Annotated in this window: 15 protein-coding genes and 1 pseudogene; 11 read left to right on the top strand and 5 right to left on the bottom strand. The window is 66.0% G+C overall.

The features are described from left to right. Positions 1-53 precede the first annotated feature (53 nt). Positions 54-1,160, bottom strand: a complete 1,107-nt coding sequence (locus tag L1892_RS20350) for an NAD(P)-binding domain-containing protein (protein ID WP_235725467.1) — start codon at positions 1,158-1,160, stop codon at positions 54-56. Positions 1,161-1,253: 93 nt separating this feature from the next. On the opposite strand from L1892_RS20350, the gene L1892_RS20355 reads away from it, so the two are divergent. Then, positions 1,254-1,985: an enoyl-CoA hydratase gene (locus L1892_RS20355; protein ID WP_235725468.1), complete on the top strand. Its 732-nt coding sequence runs from the start codon at positions 1,254-1,256 to the stop codon at positions 1,983-1,985. 7 nt (positions 1,986-1,992) lie between these two features. Here the strand turns inward: L1892_RS20355 and L1892_RS20360 are convergent, their stop codons facing one another. After that, positions 1,993-3,582 carry a DUF222 domain-containing protein gene (locus L1892_RS20360; RefSeq protein WP_235725469.1) on the bottom strand — a complete coding sequence of 530 codons (1,590 nt, stop codon included), beginning with the start codon at positions 3,580-3,582 and terminating at the stop codon, positions 1,993-1,995. A gap of 406 nt (positions 3,583-3,988) precedes the next feature. Here L1892_RS20360 and L1892_RS20365 point away from each other — a divergent pair, with 406 nt between their 5' ends. Continuing rightward, positions 3,989-5,701: a purine-cytosine permease family protein gene (locus tag L1892_RS20365; protein ID WP_235725470.1), complete on the top strand. Its 1,713-nt coding sequence runs from the start codon at positions 3,989-3,991 to the stop codon at positions 5,699-5,701. Between the two features lie 92 nt (positions 5,702-5,793). On the opposite strand, the gene L1892_RS20370 is transcribed toward L1892_RS20365, so the two are convergent. Then, complete coding sequence (locus tag L1892_RS20370; protein ID WP_235725471.1) at positions 5,794-6,417, bottom strand: TetR/AcrR family transcriptional regulator; 624 nt, start codon at positions 6,415-6,417, stop codon at positions 5,794-5,796. 195 nt (positions 6,418-6,612) lie between these two features. On the opposite strand from L1892_RS20370, the gene L1892_RS20375 reads away from it, so the two are divergent. From L1892_RS20375 to L1892_RS20385, 3 genes are read left to right on the top strand one after another with little or no spacing between them, the layout of a single operon-like run. Further along, positions 6,613-7,788: an MBL fold metallo-hydrolase gene (locus L1892_RS20375; protein WP_372475324.1), complete on the top strand. Its 1,176-nt coding sequence runs from the start codon at positions 6,613-6,615 to the stop codon at positions 7,786-7,788. Continuing rightward, positions 7,785-10,289 (top strand): HAD-IC family P-type ATPase, encoded by a 2,505-nt coding sequence (locus L1892_RS20380; protein ID WP_235725472.1) that lies wholly within the window; start codon positions 7,785-7,787, stop codon positions 10,287-10,289. Before L1892_RS20375 ends, L1892_RS20380 begins: the two co-directional genes overlap by 4 nt. 10 nt (positions 10,290-10,299) lie before the next feature. Continuing rightward, complete coding sequence (locus L1892_RS20385; RefSeq protein WP_235725473.1) at positions 10,300-10,560, top strand: antitoxin; 261 nt, start codon at positions 10,300-10,302, stop codon at positions 10,558-10,560. A 22-nt stretch (positions 10,561-10,582) separates the two neighbouring features. On the opposite strand, the pseudogene L1892_RS20390 reads toward L1892_RS20385, so the two are convergent. Further along, positions 10,583-11,173 (bottom strand): annotated as a pseudogene (locus L1892_RS20390) (DNA-3-methyladenine glycosylase); the annotation flags it as partial. Here L1892_RS20390 and L1892_RS20395 point away from each other — a divergent pair. Beyond that, complete coding sequence (locus L1892_RS20395) at positions 11,151-11,588, top strand: type II toxin-antitoxin system Rv0910 family toxin (RefSeq protein ID WP_235725474.1); 438 nt, start codon at positions 11,151-11,153, stop codon at positions 11,586-11,588. The pseudogene L1892_RS20390 and the gene L1892_RS20395 overlap by 23 nt on opposite strands. A 38-nt stretch (positions 11,589-11,626) precedes the next feature. Further along, positions 11,627-13,411: a substrate-binding domain-containing protein gene (locus L1892_RS20400; protein ID WP_372475326.1), complete on the top strand. Its 1,785-nt coding sequence runs from the start codon at positions 11,627-11,629 to the stop codon at positions 13,409-13,411. Positions 13,412-13,413: 2 nt separating this feature from the next. Here the strand turns inward: L1892_RS20400 and L1892_RS20405 are convergent, their stop codons facing one another. Continuing rightward, on the bottom strand, positions 13,414-14,304 hold the full coding sequence (locus L1892_RS20405; RefSeq protein WP_235725476.1) for a LysR substrate-binding domain-containing protein: 891 nt from the start codon (positions 14,302-14,304) through the stop codon (positions 13,414-13,416). A gap of 76 nt (positions 14,305-14,380) precedes the next feature. Here L1892_RS20405 and L1892_RS20410 point away from each other — a divergent pair, with 76 nt between their 5' ends. Genes L1892_RS20410 through L1892_RS20425 form a run of 4 tightly spaced genes read left to right on the top strand, consistent with a single transcriptional unit; the run spans position 14,381 to position 17,825 of the window. Next, on the top strand, positions 14,381-15,604 hold the full coding sequence (locus L1892_RS20410; RefSeq protein ID WP_235725477.1) for an acetyl-CoA C-acetyltransferase: 1,224 nt from the start codon (positions 14,381-14,383) through the stop codon (positions 15,602-15,604). Next, a complete protein-coding gene (gene pcaD, locus L1892_RS20415; protein ID WP_235725478.1) occupies positions 15,601-16,371 on the top strand; it encodes a 3-oxoadipate enol-lactonase in 771 nt (256 codons plus the stop codon). Before L1892_RS20410 ends, pcaD begins: the two co-directional genes overlap by 4 nt. Continuing rightward, positions 16,368-17,165: a CoA transferase subunit A gene (locus tag L1892_RS20420; RefSeq protein ID WP_235725479.1), complete on the top strand. Its 798-nt coding sequence runs from the start codon at positions 16,368-16,370 to the stop codon at positions 17,163-17,165. Before pcaD ends, L1892_RS20420 begins: the two co-directional genes overlap by 4 nt. Before the next feature lie 9 nt (positions 17,166-17,174). After that, a complete protein-coding gene (locus L1892_RS20425; RefSeq protein WP_235725480.1) occupies positions 17,175-17,825 on the top strand; it encodes a 3-oxoacid CoA-transferase subunit B in 651 nt (216 codons plus the stop codon). Positions 17,826-18,077: the final 252 nt, after the last annotated feature.

Genomic DNA, 18,077 nt, shown 5'->3' on the forward strand with positions numbered 1-18,077 from the left:
ATCAAGTGTTGTGAAAACACAACAACATGTCAAGGGGATACATCGAAATGCTGTTAATCGAGGAATTCTGCGACATTGCGTGCAGCTTCGCGGCCGGCTCTGTTCGCCCCGATGGTCGACGCGGACGGCCCGTACCCCAGTAACTGCACCCGCGGATCATCGGCGACGGTAGTCGCGAGCCGGCCCGTCATGGTGATTCCACCGCCGGACGAGCGCAGGCGCAGTGGTGCCAGATGATCCAGTGAGCTGCGAAAACCGGTGTTCCAGAAGATGACGTCGACGTCGAGATGATCACTCCCGGCCGGGCCGGTACCGCAGTCCCAGCACACGCCGGTCTCGGTGATCCGGGTGAACATCCGGTGCCACGTCAGGATGCCGTCATCGCGGGCGGCGGCGATCGACGGGGTCAGTGCCAACCCGGTGACCGACACCACCGACGTGGGCGGCAGGCCGGCGCGTACTCGCTCCTCGACCCGGGCCACCGCCTGTCTGCCCTTGTCGGGGTCGAACGGTGTGGCGTCGAAGACGGGTTCGGTGCGCGAACACCAGTACGTCTCGACGCCGACAGCATGCCGTGCGATCTCGATCAGCAACTGCACCGCAGAGATTCCGGCGCCCACCACCAGGACCCGTTGGCCGGCGAACTCGTCGGGGCCCACATAGTCATGGGTGTGCAGTTGCCGGCCGCGGAAGTCTGCGATACCGGGGACATACGGGACGAAAGGCCGCTCCCAGGTGCCGGTGGCGTTGATGATGGCGCGTGCGCCGATGACGGCTCCGTCGCCGAGTGTGACGGCGAATTCGCCGTCGGTGTAGTTGTCGTCAGCGTGGTCGACCATCTCGACGCTGACCGGACGCCGAATGGCGAGTCCGAACTTCTCTTCGTACCTGCCGAAGTATTCGGGCACGGCGGTGGCGGCGGGGAAGGCCTCGCAGTCTCGGCCCAGGGCTTCGACCAACCCGAGTCCGGGGAGATCGTGCACGCCGTTGGCGGTCGCGAGGGTCAGGGTGGGCCAACGGAACTGCCAGGCGCCACCGGGGCCGGGCGCGTGGTCTAGCAACAGGTAGCGGTTGCCGAGACCGAATCGCTGCAGGAAGTAGGCCGCCGACAACCCCGCCTGTCCGCCGCCGATCACCACCACATCGGTTCGGTCAGCCATGTCCACGGTTCTCAGTCTGGCATCGTGCTCGGGTGTGGTGCCCGCCGCCGTGGGCACAGACGCCGAACCCGGGGGATGGGTAGGCTTCGGCTCATGATCCACTCGTCTGCCACTGGGACCGTTGTGACCATCGAGCTGGACCGGGTCGACAAGCGCAACGCTCTCGACGAGCAGATGCTTGCCGGATTGTCGGACGCCTTCACCTCCGCGGTCGATGCGGGCGCGCGGGCCATCGTGGTGACCGGGCGCGGATCGGTGTTCTGCGCGGGCGCTGATCTGTCCGGGCCCGTCTACGACCCGGGGTTTCTGGACCGACTGGTGGGCACGCTGCAGCAGATCGAGGCCACCCCGATTCCCGTGATCGCCGCGTTGAACGGTTCGGCGCTGGGGGCGGGTCTGCAGCTGGCCATGGCGGCCGATCTGCGCGTGATGGCGCCCGATGCGATAGCGGGTATCCCGGCCGCGAAGATCGGAGTCGCAGTAGACGAGTGGACCATCCGGCGCCTGGTGTCGCTGGTCGGCGCCGGTCAGGCGCGTGGCATGCTCATCGGGTGTGATCCCTTGTCGGCCGATCGGGCGCATGCGCTGGGGTTTGCGAATCGCATCGGGGATCTGACCGACGCGCAGCATTGGGCGTCCATGATCGCCGATCTCGCGCCGCTGACCCTGCGGCACTACAAGATGGTCCTCAATGAGGACGGTGCGCGCACCGAGCCCGCCGCCGATCGGCTCGCGGCGATGATGCAGGCTTGGGAGAGCGATGATCTCGCGGAGGGGCGGGCGGCACGCGCCGAGAAGCGCGCGCCGAGATTCTCCGGACGCTAGTGTCCGACTAGTCCTGATCACGGTCGTCGGCGGCTTCGGCTTCCTCTCGTCGTTGTCGGTTGCGTTTGCGTTCTTGCTGTCGGCGGGTGTGTTTGGCTGCCACCCGAGGTGTGGAGCGAGTGGGTGGTGTCGGCGGCGGTGGCGGTGTGTCGGTGCTCTTGTCGGCCGCCGGTGGTGGCGGTTTGAATCGGATACGTCCTAGTCCGGGGAACAGTTTCTCCATGCTTTCGGTATCCCCGCCGATGACGAGGCCTTCGGGAGTGATGAACTCGGTGCGTAACCGGCCGTGGCGGTCGCGGTACTGGTCGTCGAGCCACGACCCGAACGTCTTACGGATGTGGGAGAAGCGGTCTTTGACGTTTAGATTGTCCGGTTCGGTCTGACCACCCCTGGCCGGATCGGCATGGTTGTATTCGGCGACGTGATCGATATCGGAGCGCCACGCGGGGGTGTCGTTACCAGGGATAACGCTGTAGGCATCCCGAATCCGGATGAACGTCTCCAACGCCGAGGACAGCCGATACGGATCCGACGGCAGGTGCGCATCCAGCGTGAACCCGCCATCCGGGTCGGGTTCGGTGCCCTCGGGCACCAATGGCTTGATGACCGCGTCCTTACGCGCCGCCAACTCCCGCACATGCGCGTCGTCGATGACGCCGTAGCCGTCGATGAATCCGGCATGCTCAGCACCATCCAGGGTGGCCTCGTCACACACGACGTGGATGACGATCTTCGCATCCGCCGGTGGCGCCGTGGTCGCCTCGGGAATCACGGCGGTGCAGGTGTCGACACCACATAGGCATTCGAACGGTGTGCCCGACAATAGGGCGAACATCGCATCTGAGGCCCGTTGCTGGCGGGTTCGTTCGTCGTTGTCGCACACTGCGTCGGCGAGTGCACGGACCGCCTCGGCGGCGATGCGTACGTTTTCGGCGGCCATCGTCGCCGAGATCTCGCCCATCCCGTCACCGGTGTTCGTGGAGTGCACACCACGCTTGTCGAGGGCCTGGCGGCGGCGTTCACGTACCGCATCGGGGTGATGCCGGAAGATGATCCGATCGCACATGTCGCGCAGCCGGTGCGCCGACCAGGCGGTGGTGTGGGCGTCGAGGTCGGCGGCGATCTCGGCATCGACCGCAGCCGCATAGGGTTGCCCATCGACCAGTTCGGTGCGGGAGATGATCTTGACGATCAACTCGGCGGTGATCCGACCATCGCGCAACCGCTGCGCCACTTGTGGCAGGCGATCCCGGAGCGCGACGGCCTGATGCAGGAACTTTTCGGCCGCACCCTGACTGATGGCTTGGCTCACCGCGATCCGGGCGGCGCAGTCGGCGAACCCGTCATGCAGCAACAGGGCGTGATCATCGGCTTCTGATCCGACCAGGCGGGTGTGGAGTTCAGCGGCGATCTGATAGCGATGCCACGCCAGGAATGCCTCACCGCGTGCATCGGCGACCAGCGCGCCGAGCAGATCATTCGTCTCCCGCGACCCGACCTGTTCGGCCGGTAACCCGCTGGTGAACAGCGACGGTAGGTCCGGCCACGGCGACGGGTCACTCCACCACGACGCGATCGACCAACCCGGACCCGACACGAGACACACCTTCCAGAGACAGCAACGGGGGCAGCACGAGACCACAACCCACATATCTCTGGAAGGAACAGACCGCTCAATCACCGGCCCGACCTGGCTCACATCACTTCGTCGATCTCGCTGAAACCAACCTACGACACGGCACCGACAAGAACGTTCGCACAGGTCAGCGGTAGATCTCGTCGGTTCGACATGCGCGCGACTGGACACGTGCGCATCGCCACGAATGCGTGTCCCATGAATCCCAAAATACGCCCAAATCGGACATTAAGAGCCTCGAACTCCATGCCGCGCCGCAGTTTTCACAGACGAAACATATCGATCAAGTGACCGAAACCCTTGGTCCCTACTTTCAGCCAAGGCGTTGACCACCCCTGGTTGATGCCGGGTCCGGTGAGGGAGAGGTATGTCGAGAGAATCGGAATTCACCGAGGACATCGGTGAGATCGAGAGCGCTGAACACAGTATCGTCGCGACCGGTGCGCAGGCCGCCGCCGCACGCGAGACGCTCGAGGACTACACACTGCGATTCGCTCCACGGAGCTATCGCAAGTGGGGCCCGGGTGTTGTCGCCATCTCTGCCCTGGGTGGCATCGCCTATCTGGCCGACTTCGCGATCGGTGCCAACGTCGGCATCGCCAACGGTACCGGCAATGCACTGCTCGGGATCGCGTTCTTCGCGATCGTCATTGTGCTGACCGGCTATCCGCTGGCCTACTACGCGGCGCGCTACAACATCGATCTCGACCTCATCACGCGCGGAAGCGGTTTCGGCTATTACGGATCGGTCCTGACCAACGTCATCTTCGCGTCCTTCACGTTCATCTTCTTCGCGCTCGAGGGCTCGATCATGGCTCAAGGTCTCAAACTGGGTCTCAATATCCCACTGTGGCTTGGCTATCTGCTGTCGTCGGTGTTGATCATCCCGCTGGTGATCTACGGGATGAACACCCTCGCCAAGCTGCAGGTCTGGACGACTCCGCTGTGGCTGATCATGATGGTCTTCCCGTTCCTCTATCTGGTGATCAAGCATCCCGACGCGATCGGTGACTTCTTCGCGTTCAGCGGCGGAACCGATGGCCAAGCAGGCCATGGCGTGTCGTTTGCCGGAACGATGCTCGCCGCCGGTGTCTGTCTCTCATTGATCGCCCAGATCGCCGAGCAGATCGACTACCTGCGCTTCATGCCGCCCAAGACGCCGGATAACAATCGCAAATGGTGGACCGCTGTGCTGACGGCCGGCCCCGGATGGGTCATCTTCGGCGCCATCAAGCAGATCGTCGGGTTGTTCCTGGCCGTTTATCTGATCATGAACTTCGCCGAACAGGCGGGTGTGGCCAATGAGCCCGTCCAGCAGTTCCTCGCCGTCTACGAAGAGTTCATGCCGCACTGGCTGGCAATGACCCTCGCCGTGATCCTGGTGGTGATCAGCCAGGTCAAGATCAATGTCACGAACGCTTACTCGGGCTCGCTGGCGTGGACCAACAGCTTCACCCGGGTCACCAAGACCTACCCGGGCCGGCTCGTCTTCCTGGTGTTCAACGTCGCCATCGCAATCGCGCTGATGGAAGCCAACATGTTCAGCTTCCTGAACGAACTGTTGAACTTCTACGCCAACTGCGCGATCGCGTGGATCGTGACGGTCGCCTCCGACATCGCGATCAACAAGTATCTGCTGAAGATCTCGCCCAAGGAGCCAGAGTTCCGGCGCGGCATGCTCTACAACGTGAACCCGGTCGGCTTCGTGTCGGTGATCGTGGCCGGGGGCGTGTCGATCATGGTGTACTTCCACGTGTTCGGCGATGCCATCCAGCCGTACTCACCGTTGGTCGCGTTGATCCTCGCGCTGGTGCTGCCGCCTATCATCGCCACGGCGACACAGGGCAAGTACTACCTGCGCCGCACCGACGACGGGATCGACATCCCGATGTACGACGAGCACGGTAACCCCACCGACGTTCGCCTCACATGCTGCGTGACCGGGATCGACTTCGAGCGTCCGGACATGATCGCCTCCAACGTGCCAGGGCCCAACGGCGAGAAGCAGTACATCAGTTCGCTGGCTCTGTCCTGCGACAAGACCGGCGAACATGTGCTGCCCGCTCAACCGCCGGCCTGATGACATCGCACTGAGCGTCATCACACGTTGATTGTGGTCGCTGCCGGATCGTTCACCGAACGATCCGGCAGCGCCTCGACATCTCCGTTCGGTCAGTCCTCGATGAGGTAAGCGCTGAGTGCGGTCACCATCAATTCGATGATCTTCGCGATGGCCACGTCGTCAGACGTGCTCAGATAGGTCAAGGTGATCGTGTTTGTGGTCGCGATGATCACCGGACTGAGGTTCGCTGTCGGCTCGATCCAGCGCACTCCGGACCGCTCGGCAGCAACCTCGAGGCCGATCGTGGCGACCTCGTAGAGCCGCTGGTACATCTGCTTGCCGACAGCCTGCAACTCGGCGTGATTGTGGGCGTAGATGCCGAGTGAGATCGTCGCCTGCATGCGCCCGGGGTCGGCCTTGAGCAGCCGGTAGAAGGCCTCGAGGTGAGCCTGCATGTTCTTGCGCATCGCCTCGACGCCGCGCGCCTCGGAGTCGGCCGTCATCGGGAGGATCGCCTCGAGCATCCGGCCGATGTCCGAGGGGACCGCGGTTTCCATGACCGCGCTCAACAACGATGTGCGGCTGTCGAACGCATAATGAAAGCTCGCCAGCGGCATATTGGCGTGCGAACAGATGCGGCGGGTCGTCGCCCCCTCCACACCGTGGTCGGCGATGACCCGGTAGGCGGCTTCGATCAACGCCGTCCGTCGTTGCTCGACTGACATCCGTGCCAAACCGCATTACCCCCCTGAGCGCCTGCGACCTGCGCATGCGCGGTGAACATATCCGGAGCAGACTATCAGTGCAGATCGGACCGGATGTGCTGGATGGCCCCATGAATGGGGACAGTTTCGTCTGGCGCGGCGCCATGAACGCCGTGGCGGGCGATCCATCCGCGGCATCGGGCGCGACGGCATTACCCTGGGTCCGTGACCTCGACGATCGGCTCAGTGTCCCCGGGCCTGGCACGACGCGCCGCAACGACCCTGGCGGCGGCCGGACGGACTGCGCTGGAGTCGGCGACCGGTTCCCTGGCCCGTGGGGGCGTGCCGGCGGCACGCGCCCTTGGTGCAAGTGCCACTGAGATCGGCGCTTTCACGCATGGCTCACCGAATCTGCGCGACGGGTTCTTCCGCAACCTCGACCATGCGCCGTCGCAGGTGGACGCCGATCTGCGCGTGGTGCTCGACATGGCCCGTCGCCCGGGCAAGCCGCGTCGGCCCGTTCCGGTGTTGGCGCCCGCCTTCTCCGGCGACGTCGAAGACCTACAGATCACCTGGCTCGGGCACGCGTCGGTGCTCGTCGAGATCGACGGGGTGCGGGTGCTCACCGACCCGGTCCTGAGTCGTCGCTGCTCGCCGTCGCAGACCGTTGGACCGGCCCGGATGCATGCGGCGCCGGTCACCGTCGCCGACCTGCCCTCCATAGATGTGGTGCTGATCAGCCACGACCACTACGACCACCTCGACATGGCGACCGTTGTCGACCTGGCGCTGCTGCATCCGCAGGCACGGTTCGTCGCACCGATCGGGGTAGGCGCACATCTCATCGCCTGGGGCGTGGCCGCCGACCGGATCGATCAGGCCGACTGGTGGGGCGAGGTCACGGTGTCGGCCGGTGGACGCGACATCACCTTCATCTGCTGCCCGGCGCGGCACTTCTCCGGACGTTCGCTGTCCCGCAATCTGGCGCTCTGGGGGAGCTGGGTGATGGCCGGCCCGGTACACCGTGTCTTCTTCTCGGGCGACACAGGGTTCTCGGAACACTTCGAAGATGTCGCTGCCCGGCTCGGCCCGGTCGATGCGTCGCTGACGGCAGTGGGTGCCTATGACCCGGTGTGGCCCGATGTGCACGTCACGCCGGAAGAGGCCGTCGTGGTGCACCGGATGCTTGCACGTGATCGCGAATCGGTGATGATCCCCATCCACTGGGGCACCTTCAACCTGGCCCGACATTCCTGGGGGGATCCGATCGCACGGCTGCTGCCGGCGGCAGTGGTCAATCCCACCGACGTACTGATTCCGCCGCCGGGCGGCACCGTGCATCTGCTCCACCGGACCGGGACGGGGCTCGAGATGCCGCGCTGGTGGGAGAAGAGCGCGTGACACAGGTTACGACCGAGACTGCCGACAACCCCGGGTTGACCGCTGCCGAGGTCGCGCGCCGGGTAGCCGACGGCCAGGTCAACGACCGGCCGGACCGCTCCGGGCGGACGGTCTTCGACATCGTCCGCGCCAATGTGCTGACCCGCATCAACGCCATCCTTGGCGTGCTGTTCGTCATCGTCGCGTCCACCGGTTCGCTCATCAACGGCCTGTTCGGGTTGTTGATCGTGGCCAACAGCAGTGTGGGAATCATCCAGGAGGTCCGGGCCAAACGGACGCTGGACAAACTGGCGATCGTCGGTCAGGCCCGGCCTGTCGTTCGCCGCGACGGTGAGTCGACCGACGTCGCTCCCGACGAGGTGGTGCTCGACGACATCATCGAGATCGGCCCCGGCGATCAGATCGTGGTCGACGGTGAGATGGTCGAGGCGCTCGCCGTCGACGTCGACGAGTCGCTGCTGACCGGTGAAGCCGATGCCGTGGACAAAACGCCCGGCGACCCGATCCTGTCCGGCAGCTTCGTGGTCGCGGGGGCGGGCGCCTACCGCGCCACCAGGGTCGGTGCGGACGCGTATGCCGCGCAGCTGGCCGCCGAGGCGTCGAAGTTCACCTTGGTCTCCTCGGAACTGCGATCGGGTATCGATCAGATCCTCAAGGTGATCACCTGGCTGTTGATCCCGGCCGGCATCCTCACGATCATCAATCAGTTGTTCATCAGTGACAACGGCATTCGCGCGGCGCTGCTCGGCATGGTTGCCGCACTCGTGCCGATGGTGCCCGAGGGGCTGGTGCTGATGACCTCGATCGCGTTCGCGGTGGGCGTGGTCCGGCTCGGTCAGCGGCAGTGTCTCGTCAACGAGCTGCCCGCCATCGAGGGACTGGCGCGTGTCAACGTGGTCTGCGCCGACAAGACGGGGACGCTCACCGAGAACGGGATGCGCCTCGCCGATGTTCGGTTGACCCGGGGAGTCGACGCCGTCGACGCGACCGAAGTCGGCGAGGTCGACCGTGTCCTGGCAGCGATCGCGGCGCATGACCCGCGCCCCAACGCGAGCATCCAAGCACTTGCCGAGGCCTATCCCGATCCGCCTCGCTGGACGATGAGCGCGCTCGAGCCGTTCACCTCGGCAAAGAAGTGGAGCGGGATGTCGTTCCGCGACGACACCACCGACGCCGACATGGGTAACTGGCTGATCGGTGCTCCCGACGTGCTGCTCGATGCGGACAGCGACGTCGCCGCCGACGCCGCCGAGCTCGGTGTGCAAGGCCTGCGCGTGCTGCTGTTGGCGCGCACCGACGTCACCGTGGACACACCTCCATCGGATGACCGGGTGGCGCCTGGAACCGTGACACCGATCGCGCTGGTGGTGCTCGAACAGCGGGTCCGGCCCGACGCACGAGACACACTCGACTATTTCGCCGGACAGCGGGTACAGGTGAAGGTCATCTCCGGGGACAACGCTGCCTCGGTCGGAGCCGTCGCGGCCTCGCTTGGGCTCGGTAGCCCGGCGACCTCAGTGGACGCACGGTCGTTGCCCACCGACACCGACGAACTCGCCGACGTCGTCGGCCGCGGCGTCACCTTCGGCCGTGTGCGGCCCGATCAGAAACGGGCCATGGTTGCCGCGTTGCAGTCCCGCGGGGACACGGTGGCGATGACCGGTGACGGTGTGAACGACGTAATGGCACTCAAGGACGCCGACATCGGGGTGGCGATGGGCTCCGGGAGTTCCGCGGCGCGGTCGGTGGCCCAGATCGTGTTGCTCGACAACAAGTTCGCGACCCTTCCATACGTGGTGGCCGAGGGGCGTCGGGTCATCGGCAACATCGAGCGCGTCTCCAACCTGTTTCTCACCAAGACGGTGTACGCCGTCCTGCTTGCCCTGTTGGTGGGGGTGGCCGGCGTGTGCGGTGAGGTGTTCGGATTCGGGTCGATCAGCTATCCGTTCCAGCCGATCCACGTCACCATCTCGGCATGGTTCACCATCGGGATACCGGCGTTCGTGCTCTCACTGGCGCCCAACTCCGAGCGCGCACGAACCGGATTCGTCCGCCGGGTCCTGGCGCAGGCGGTACCCAACGGGATCATCGTCGGACTCGCCACCTTCGCGACCTACATCATCGTCAACCCGGGCGGCAACGAGATGGCTGTCGGGGCCAAGGACTCGATCGACTTCACCCCGGAACAGACGCAGGCCGCCACTGCCGCGCTGATCACCCTGCTGATGGTTGCGCTCTATGTGCTCGCGGTGGTGGCCCGCCCGTACACCTGGTGGAAAGTCGCGTTGCTGGCGCTGTCGGTGGGGGCCTACGTGCTCATCTTCACCTGGACGTGGACTCAGGAACTCTTCCGACTCGACTCGTCGAACGTACAGATGGTCTCGGTGGCGGTCATGGTGGGCGCCGTCGGTGTGGCCGCCGTCGAAGCGGTGTCACGAGTGGTACCCAGATTGATCGCGGTTCGGGATGCGCGGGCGTCGCATTCGCCGAGAAATAACTAGGGTGGTCCGTATGGATCTCAAGGGACTCGTGGACAAGGCCAAGAACACGCTCCGGGGCAACCCGCACCTGATCGAAAAGGGTGGCTCCTACATCGACAAAGCGACCGGCGGCAAGTATGCCGGTCACGTCGACAAGGCGCAGGACGCGGTCAAGAAGGCCGTCGGCGCCGAGTCGTCGAATGATCCGAATTCGCAACCGCCCGAGCGGAACCCGCAGAACCCGACCCAGCAGAACCCGACCCAGCAGAACCCGAATCCGCCTCAGCAGTGAGGCCTGCCTCGGGATCGCCGGCGGCAGCAGCGCGCGGGTGGCGTCGGTAGGCCGACACCGAGGGGTCGCCGACGATCCAGTAGCGCCATGCGACGTCGGCGGCCAACCGCACCCCGACCCGCGGGCCGACCGCGATGTGCACACCTGCCGGTCGCCCCGTCGCGTCGAGGCGAACCGGGTGGGGTTCGCCGAGGTCGGTGCCGAGGTCGGCCATCGTGATCCCGAGGGCGCGGGTCAGGTTGCCGGGGCCGCGCGCCAGCGCAGCGTCGTTGCCGGCGGTGGGCCGTCGGTCGCGCGCGGTCGCCAGGCCGTCGACGATCTCCCCGGCGCGGATCAGGACCGCCGCCCCCTGCTCGGTGGGGCCGGTCACCACGTTCGCGCAGTGGTGGCCATGGATGCGGTAGACGTACAGGCGTCCGGGCGGCCCGTACATGATCTCCGAGCGGGGGGTACGCCGGTACGCGTGTGACGCCGGGTCGTCGCGGCCGCCGTAGGCCTCGACCTCGGTGATGCGGGCGGCGACTCCGTGACCGACGAGAACGGTGCCCAGTAGGGCTCGGGCCTCGAGGCTGACGCTAGGCTCACTGACCATGGCCAAGACGAGTGACTCCATCGACGTGGACTTGTCCGTCGAGGATACCTGGGCGGCAGCGTCGGATCTGTCGAGGTTCTCCGAGTGGCTGCTGCTGCACGACGGGTGGCGTTCGCCAGTGCCCAGTGCTGATGAACTCGCGGCCGGCGTGACGCTGGCGTCGGTGGTGAAGGTCAAGGGCACCAGGGTCCGGTTCGACTGGCTGATCGAGACGTACCGACCGTTCGAGCAGGTGCGCCTCAAAGGCAATGGCAAAGGTGGGGTGAAGGCCAAGCTCGATCTCGGCATCCTTCCCACCGATGCCGGTTCGACAGTAACGTTCACTGTCGATCTGGGTGGTCTGCCGCTCATCGGCCCCGCAGGCAAGGCGGCGGCGATGGCGGTGTCCGGGGATCTGCGCAAGTCGTTGACGACATTCCGCACGGTTTTCGGCTGATCCACCGCGTATTGATTGCGTGACAAGGGGGAGACGGCGTGGGGCGTCATAGTTCGGACGGGGATCAACCGCGCTCGCCGCGATCGGGCGGGCCGAATGAACCGTCGGCATCACGCAGCGGTCCGATCGACATGCCGGCCAGTGGACCGTTTGCCGCGCCTGCGCGCCCCGCATCTGGCGATGACGGATTCGGTTTCGAACATCGCCGGTCATCGTCGGGTCGCCGCGGGGGCCTGATCTGGGGCATCGCGGCGCTGATCCTGGTGGTCGCGCTGGTCACCGGGTTCGTCCTGTGGCGAACCGGCGCGGTCGGCTGCGGCGACCGGACATCGGTGGCGGTCGCCTCCGATCCGGCGATGACCAGCGCACTGCAGTCGGTCGCGCAGCAGGCGTCCGCGGATTCATGTTTCGACTATCAGGTCAGCGGGGTTGCCGGCGCGGAGGTTCCCGGGCAGCTCACCAGTGGCGAGCAGGCGCCGGACCTGTGGGTGGCCGATTCGCAGATCCAGGCTCGCCGGGTCCTGACCCAGGTGCGTCGGGACCTGAATCTGGTCTCCCCGTCGATCGCCACCTCGCCGACAGTCGTCGTCGGCAAGGACGTTCCAGAACTCAACAGCTGGGTCGACGTGATGAAGCTGCCAGATCTGCGTACCGGCAGCCCAATCGACACGAGCACCGGGGATGCCCCCATCGTCGGTGCACTCACCGAGGTCAACGGGGGCGCACTGACCGAGGACGAGTTGACGTCGGCGATGACGGTGCTCGCGGTCCAACAGAACAACGCACGTCTGGAGAACGACAGCGACGGCGCCCGGCTGAACCTCGCGAACGCCACGGGTGTTCCGGTGGTCACCACCGAGCAGCAGTATCTGCTGTACATGCGGACACACAGTGATGCCGGCCTGACCGCGTCTGTGCCGGCAGACGGAACCGTGATGCTGGACTATCCGATGGTCAACACGGCGAGCACGTCCCGTCAGGACACGGCTGCCGAGGCCGGACAGGCGCTGATGGACCGACTCGCCTCCGACGACGGACTCGCGGCGCTCAACGAATCCGGCTACCGGAATCCGGACGGTGACCCGCTGCCCGACAACGCCGGCGTGGGGCAGGTGCAGCGACTGCAGCTCGACGATCCCTCCCAGGTCGACAAGGCCATTCGGCAATGGCAGGTGCTCGGCGTGCCGATCCGCACGTTGGTGGTGCAGGACACCTCCGGTTCGATGGCCGCGCCTGCCGGGGATACCACCCGCGCCGAGTTGCTCATCGACGCGTCGATGACCGGGCTGAAACTGTTCCCCAACAACGCCTCGATCGGGGGGTGGGCGTTCGGTATCGACAAGGGTGGTCCCGGTCAGGACTGGAAGTGGTTGTCGCCCATCAAGCGTCTCGACGCGAACTCGGCCGGCGGCGGAACGCATCGTGACCAGCTCGGCCGCGCGGTGCAGCGTGGTCTGGCGCCATCGCAGCTCGGCGGTGGTACGGGCCTGTACGACACAACCCTCGCGGCCTTCAAAGAGGTTCAGAACAGCTACGACCCGAACTACTCGAACTCGGTGATCATCATGACCGATGGTCAGAACGAGGATCCGGACAGCATCAGCCTCGACGAGTTGTTGTCGGAGCTGAAGTCGCTGGAGGATCCCGCCCGCCCGGTGTTGATCTTGACCATCGGTATCTCCGATGACGCCGATACCGACGCGCTCGAGCAGATCGCCGAGGCCACGCCCGGCGGGTCGACCTACGTCGCGGAGACCCCCGAGGACATCCAGAACGTGTTCGTCGACGCCATCCAGGCGCGCGTTGCCGCAGCCGGCCGCTGAAGTCAGGAGCCAACCGCGACACGGCGTAGGACGGTGAGCGCGTGCTCGATCGCCGGCGACGGCTCACCGGCGAGTCGGGCCACCGCGAGCTCGACGGTTGGGGCGCCCGGCCGAAGGGGGAGATAGCGCACACCGGCGATCCCCAGCGCGGCGGTGGGTTCGGGAACCAGGGCGACACCGAGCCCGGCAGCCACCAGCGTGACCAGCGTCGAGGTCTCGGCCACCTCGTGGCGGATACGCGGCACGAATCCGGCTCCGGCGCAGATCGTCGCCAGCACCCCGTTCATCACCGATCGGCCATGACCGACGTGGGCGATGAACTCGGCATCACGCAGGTCCTCGGCGTGCACGCCATCGGCGGCACCGATGGGCAGTTCCTCGGGGACCGCGACGAACAGTTTGTCGTGGCGAATGATGTCCACCACCAGATCGGAGCTACCCACCGGTGGACGCAGTAGCGCGATGTCGATCTCCCCGGTCTCCAGCGCCGACAGCTGCGCCGGGGCCAGCATCTCGCCGTGCACGCTGACCTCGAGGTCGGGTAGCTCCTCGCGTAGCGCCCGCACCAGCCGCGGCAGCAGTGAGTACGTCGCCGAGCCCACACAGCCGACCGCGAGCGTGCCCGCCCGACCTTCGGCGACTCGCTGTGCCTGGATTCCCGCGACGTCGACCGCGTCCAGAATCGACTCCACGCGCTCGAGGTAGGCGTGCCCAGCCGGCGTGAGTTCCACCCGGCGGGTCGATCGAACCAGCAGGGTCACCCCGAGTTCGGCCTCGAGCTGTCGGATCTGTTGCGACAACGGCGGCTGTGCGATGTGCAGGCGCTCTGCGGCTCGGCCGAAGTGGAGTTCCTCGGCGACCGCGCGAAAATATCGGAGATGGCGCAATTCCATCATTAAGACTTTACGCATATCACTGTGCTCGAAATAGATACTTCTCAATATCGAAGCCGGTTCTTATCGTAGTTGTATGACCTCCGGAACCGACATCGTCATCTGCTCGCCACTGCGCACACCCGTCGGGCGCATGGGGGGTGCGCTCGCTCGCTTGACGGTCACTGACCTGGCCACCGGATTGCTGCGTGAGCTCGCGACGCGGACCGGCCTGGGCGATGGCGACATCGATGACGTGGTGCTGGGGCAGGGATATGCAAACGGTGAATCCCCCGCGATCGGCCGAATCGCGGCGCTCGACGCGGGCCTCGGCACCGGAGTGCCCGGAATGCAAGTGGACAGGCGTTGCGGGTCCGGACTGCAGGCAGTGCTCAACGGCGCAGCTCAGGTTGCCACCCGGGGTGCCCGCCTGGTGATCGCCGGTGGCGCCGAGTCGATGTCCAATGTCGAGCACTACGCACTCGGGCTGCGGACCGGCGTGCGTCAAGGCGGCGTCGAGCTGATGGACCGGCTCGACCGGGGGCGGCTCACCGCCGGCGGCGAGCGCCATCCGGTGCCCGGTGGCATGATCGAGACCGCCGAAAATCTCCGCGCGCGATACGGCATCGGGCGTGCCGAACAAGACCAACTGGCGGTGCGCTCACATGAGCGTGCGATCGCCGCGCACGAGGCAGGCCGCTTCGCCGAGGAGCTCGTACCCGTGACCGTACCCGGGCGACGCGGCAAACCGGACGTGGTGGTCGATCGCGACGAGCATCCCCGCGCCGACGCCACCGTGGAATCCATGGCCGAGCTGCGGCCGATCCGGGGCAAGATCGATCCGGAGTCGACCGTCACCGCCGGTAATGCGTCCGGGCAGAACGACGGCGCAGCCATGTGCGTGGTGACCACTCGCGACGAGGCGCAGCGGCGTGGTCTGGACCCCGTCCTCGCGCTGCGGTCGTGGGCGGTCACCGGCTGTGCGCCGGAGACGATGGGTATCGGGCCGGTGAGCGCCACCGCGTCAGCGCTCGAGCGGGCCGGCCTCACCCTCGACGAGATCGACCTGATCGAGCTCAACGAAGCGTTCGCCGCGCAAGTGCTCGCCGTGCTGGCCGAGTGGAAGGTCGACCCCGAGGACGATCGGCTGAACCCCAACGGTTCTGGGATCTCACTGGGACATCCGATCGGCGCCACCGGGGCACGCATTCTGGCCACCGCCGCGCACGAGGCCCGCCGCCGCGATGCCCGCCACGTGCTGGAGACGATGTGTATCGGCGGCGGACAGGGACTCGCTGCCATCTTCGAGGTGGTCGAGTGAGCGCCGTCGAGGTCGACCACGTCGTCACCGGGCGTCCGGACGGACCCGTGGTGGTGCTGTCCAATTCGCTCGGCTCCACCTACCGCATGTGGGACGCCCAAGTGCCGGCGCTCGAACAACGGTTCCGGGTCGTCCGCTACAACACCCGCGGTCACGGTGAAACGCCGGTACCGGCAGGGCCGTACACCATCGACGATCTCGCCGACGACGTTGTGGCGCTGCTGGATCGGCTCGGGGTTACGCACGCACACATCGTGGGACTCTCGCTCGGCGGGATGACCGCGATGCGGCTCGCCGCCCGCAATCCGGAGCGGGTCGACCGGCTCGTGCTGTTGTGCACCGGAGCTCAGCTCACGCCGTCATCGGCGTGGTCCGACCGGGCGGCCACCGTGCGCGAGCACGGGACCGGTGCTGTCGCCGAGGCTGTGGTGCAGCGGTGGTTCACTCCGGCATATCTCGCTGCCAACCCGGCTTCGGCCGGCTATTACGAGGACATGGTCGCTGCCACGCCCGCCGAAGGCTACGCCGGCTGCTGCGAGGCCATCGCGATGATGGACCAACGCGGTGGTCTGGCCACGATCAGCGCGCCAACCCTGGCCATCGCGGGCGCCGACGACCCGGCCACTCCGCCGCCGAAACTGGCCGAGATCGCCGACAGTGTGAAGGACGGCCGGTTGCTGGTCGTCGAGCAGTCGGCACACCTGGCCAATGCAGAACAACCCGAGATCATCACTCCCGCACTCATCGAACACCTGGAGCAGGCATGAGCATCGACAAACTGGCCGCATCGGCGGCGGAATCCGTCGCCGACATCCCCGACGGAGCAAGTCTGGCGGTGGGAGGCTTCGGACTCGCCGGCATCCCCTGGTTCTTGATCGAGGCACTCCTCGAGCAGGGCGCCGGCAACCTCACCATCGTGTCGAACAATTGCGGAGTGGACGGGGCCGGTCTCGGACTTCTGTTGGAAGCCCGCAAGATCGACAAGGTCATCGCCTCCTACATCGGTGAGAACAAGGAGTTCGGGCGGCAGTTCCTGGCCGGCGAGGTGACTGTGGAACTCACCCCGCAGGGCACTCTGGCCGAGCGCATGCGTGCCGGCGGCAGTGGCATCGGCGCCTTCTACACCCCGACGGGTGTGGGCACCCTGGTCGCCGAGGGTGGGTTGCCGTGGCGCTACCACCCCGACGGAAGCGTCGCGTTGGCGTCGCCGTCGAAGGAGGTGCGGACCTTCAACGGTCAGGACATGGTGCTCGAGGAAGCCATCGTCACCGACTATGCGTTGATCCGGGCCGCGGTGGTGGACAAGGCAGGAAACTGCAAATTCCATGCGGCCGCACGAAACTTCAACCCTCCCGCCGCCATGTCGGGACGCACCACCATAGTCGAGGCCGAGAAGGTCGTCGAGGTGGGCGAACTCGCACCCGAAGACATCCATCTGCCAGGCATCTTCGTCAAGCGGGTCGTCGAACTGACCCCGGAACAGGCCGCCCGCAAAGAGATCGAGCAGCGCACCACTCGTGTACGGCCGAGCGCCGCAGACGCCGAGCCGGCACTCACCTAGGAGACAACCATGACCTGGACACGCAACGACATGGCCGCGCGGGCCGCCCGAGAGCTGCGCCGCGGGGACTATGTGAACCTCGGAATCGGGCTTCCCACGATGATTCCCGATCATCTGCCGGATGACTCCGGCATCACCTTGCACGCGGAGAACGGCATCCTCGGCGTCGGACCGTACCCTTACGAGGACCAGGTCGATCCGGATCTCATCAACGCCGGGAAGCAGACCGTGACCGTCCTACCGGGCGCCTCCTTCTTCGACTCCGCAACGAGTTTCGCGATGATCCGCGGTGGACACGTTGACGTCGCGGTACTCGGCGGGATGCAGGTGGCCGCCAACGGCGACCTCGCGAACTGGATGGTGCCCGGCGCCATGGTCAAGGGCATCGGCGGCGCCATGGACCTGGTCAACGGGGCCGGTCAGGTCATCGTCCTGATGGAACACACCACCAAGAAGGGCGACCCCAAACTGGTGGCCGAATGCTCGCTGCCCCTCACCGGACGGTCGGTCGTCAGCCGGGTGATCACCGATCTCGGCGTATTCGACGTGACCGGTTCGGGTTTCGATGTCACCGAGCTGGCGCCGGACGTGACGCTCGCCGATGCGCAGGCCAAAACCGGTGCCCCACTCACTGATCGGACCTCTGCTCTGGTCAACTGAGCCGTGCGGCCCATTGGTCGAGTGGTTCTGTCGCTCGTCGATCTCGATACGTCGACCCTCGGTTGGGCGGATGGTGGACTATTCGTCCATTGGTTGGGCGGATCTCGAGCCGACCTGTCGCAGGCTCAGTGCCGACTCGATCCAAGGATAGCTACTGAGCGGTTTCGTCGCTGGTCGAGTAGCTACCGAGCCGCCAGGCGAGGCAGCGTATCGAGGCCACGTGGGGTGACTCGGTCTCGATACGTCGACTCG

It is taken from the genome of Gordonia tangerina, assembly GCF_021556435.1.
GTDB classification, from domain to species: domain Bacteria; phylum Actinomycetota; class Actinomycetes; order Mycobacteriales; family Mycobacteriaceae; genus Gordonia; species Gordonia tangerina.

Bases quoted from the DNA above. Each gene is read 5' to 3' on its own strand.
- L1892_RS20350 (WP_235725467.1), bottom strand. From the start codon at position 1,160: ATGGCTGACCGAACCGATGTGGTGGTGATCGGCGGCGGACAGGCGGGG.
- L1892_RS20355 (WP_235725468.1), top strand. From the start codon at position 1,254: ATGATCCACTCGTCTGCCACTGGGACCGTTGTGACCATCGAGCTGGAC.
- L1892_RS20365 (WP_235725470.1), top strand. From the start codon at position 3,989: ATGTCGAGAGAATCGGAATTCACCGAGGACATCGGTGAGATCGAGAGC.
- L1892_RS20385 (WP_235725473.1), top strand. From the start codon at position 10,300: ATGGATCTCAAGGGACTCGTGGACAAGGCCAAGAACACGCTCCGGGGC.
- L1892_RS20395 (WP_235725474.1), top strand. From the start codon at position 11,151: ATGGCCAAGACGAGTGACTCCATCGACGTGGACTTGTCCGTCGAGGAT.
- L1892_RS20405 (WP_235725476.1), bottom strand. From the start codon at position 14,304: ATGGAATTGCGCCATCTCCGATATTTTCGCGCGGTCGCCGAGGAACTC.
- L1892_RS20410 (WP_235725477.1), top strand. From the start codon at position 14,381: ATGACCTCCGGAACCGACATCGTCATCTGCTCGCCACTGCGCACACCC.
- L1892_RS20420 (WP_235725479.1), top strand. From the start codon at position 16,368: ATGAGCATCGACAAACTGGCCGCATCGGCGGCGGAATCCGTCGCCGAC.
- L1892_RS20425 (WP_235725480.1), top strand. From the start codon at position 17,175: ATGACCTGGACACGCAACGACATGGCCGCGCGGGCCGCCCGAGAGCTG.